Below are 1,906 nucleotides of genomic sequence, written 5' to 3'. Positions count from 1 at the left end.
GCGACGATCGATCCGCAAGACACCCGCTTGCGGCCGGCGTTGCGGGGTGGGTGGCTCATCCGGCGGGCTCCAGATCGTGGGTGTCGTTGGAGGTGCGCGACCGGCCGATGGCGGTGGCCCACGTGCGTCGCAGTGCTACCCGGTCGTCGTCGCCGATGCCGGGGAGCACGACCCGACCGGCGTCCAGAGCTCCCGTGCTGCCGGGCAGCCCGGTCTCCAGATCGGTGAAGTCCCACCAGTTCAAGATGAGTCCGGCGAGGTGCGCGGCTCCGAGCGCGGACAGATTGGCGGTCGGGGAGACCTGAACCGGCAGCCCACTGACATCGGCTTGGAGCTGCATGAGCGCCTCCGACTGAGTCATCCCACCGTCGCAGGCGAGCCGCCGCAGCGGGCCGACGACGTTCTGGAAGGCGGTGACGGCGTCATCGATCTGAAAGGCGATGGCCTCCATCGCGGCCCGCGCGAGCTGGGGTCGTCGGGTGCCCAGCGACAGCCCGGCGATCACGGGCGTGGCGTCGCGGTCCCAGTGCGGTGCACCGAGTCCGCCGAAGGCCGGAATCATCACGACGCCGTCGCTGCTCGCGTCGGCCGCCTCGCTCCACAGCTGATCGATGTCGACACCGAACAGGTCGGCGAGCCACGACAGCGTGCGCCCGGTCGATCGGATGTTGGCCTCCACCGCGTAGGCGATGCCGCTGACGTCCCAGGCAATGGTGGAGCACAGGCCGCTGGCCGCCGTGGTGCGCGGGCCCAGTGCCATCACCGACGAACCGGTGCCGTAGGTCGCCTTGACGACTCCGGGACGCCAGCCGGCGTGTGCGAAGAGGGCGGCGTGCGAATCTGCGAGGACGGCGAGCACCGGCACGCCGTCGGGCAGGGGCTCCAGGTCAGCGATGGACGGGAATGGTCCGGTGGACTTGACCACGGCGGGAAGGGCACCCGGCGGGATCTTGAACACCTCCAGCAGCGCAGGATCCCAGGTTCCGGTGTTCAGGTCCAGCAGTTGAGTTCGTGAGGCACTGCCGATCTCGGTGACGGGTTCGCCGCCGAAGCGGGACAGCAGCCACGCGTCGATGGTGCCGACGCGCCACCGTCCGCTGCTGGTCTGCCTGCGCAACGGGTCGTACCGATCGAGCAGCCACGCCGCCTTGAGCGCCGAGAACATCGGGTCCAACGGCAGCCCTGTGGTGGCGAAGACGTACTCGGCGTGCCCGCCGCGTTCCAGTTCGGTGGCCGCCGCGGTGGTGCGCTGGTCCTGCCAGCTCAGCACCGGGCCGACGGCGTGCCCAGTCACCGTGTCCCACAACACGACCGTCTCGCGTTGGACACTGAGCGCAACGGCGACGACGTCCCCCTTGACCTCCTCGGTGACGCAGTCCCGCACGGATCGCTGGACGGACGCCCAGATCTCCTCCGCGTCCTGCTCGACCCAGCCGGCGTGGGGGTGCGTTTGGCCGACCGGGCAGCCGGCCGCGGCCCGCACGGCACCGTTGACGTCCACCAGCATCGCCTTCGTGGAACTGGTCCCCTGGTCGATCGCAAGGATCGTCTGCTCACCCCCGGGCATGGCGCACCAGGTCGCGGGCGGCATCGGCGATGCCCTCGGCGTTCAAGCCGAAGTGGTCGAGCAGGAAGCCTGCACTGCCGGTTGGGGCGAACTGGCCGGGGATGCCAAGGATCCGCATCCGGCATGGGCTGTCCTGAGCCACCTGCGAGGCGACCGCGGCGCCGAGTCCGCCGCTGACGGTGGCCTCCTCGATGGTGACGATGCCCGCGGTCTCTCGAGCGGCGGCGCTCACGGCGTCGCGGTCCAGCGGCTCCACGAAGGCCATGTTCAGAACGCGCGCCGAAACACCCTCGGCCGCAAGCAACTCCGCGGCCCACAGGGCGCGCGAGACCATCGTTC

The 1,906-nt window shown here is 70.4% G+C and carries 2 protein-coding genes; both read right to left on the bottom strand.

Annotated features, from left to right (window positions below):
• Positions 1 to 55 precede the first annotated feature (55 nt).
• Positions 56 to 1,567, bottom strand: coding sequence for an FGGY-family carbohydrate kinase (locus ACRDUX_RS24430; protein ID WP_526417359.1), 1,512 nt, complete (start codon positions 1,565 to 1,567; stop codon positions 56 to 58).
• The coding region (locus ACRDUX_RS24425) for a transketolase C-terminal domain-containing protein (protein WP_526417357.1) at positions 1,554 to 1,906 on the bottom strand (353 nt) is incomplete at its 5' end. The genes ACRDUX_RS24425 and ACRDUX_RS24430, both read right to left, overlap by 14 nt.

Source organism: Mycobacterium sp. (assembly GCF_050701675.1).
Taxonomy (GTDB): Bacteria; Actinomycetota; Actinomycetes; order Mycobacteriales; family Mycobacteriaceae; genus Mycobacterium.
This window is presented reverse-complemented; position numbering and strand designations above follow the sequence as displayed.

What these genes read in the sequence shown, in the direction of transcription:
- ACRDUX_RS24430 (WP_526417359.1), bottom strand. Translation starts at nt 1,567, where the DNA reads ATGCCCGGGGGTGAGCAGACGATCCTTGCGATCGACCAGGGGACCAGT.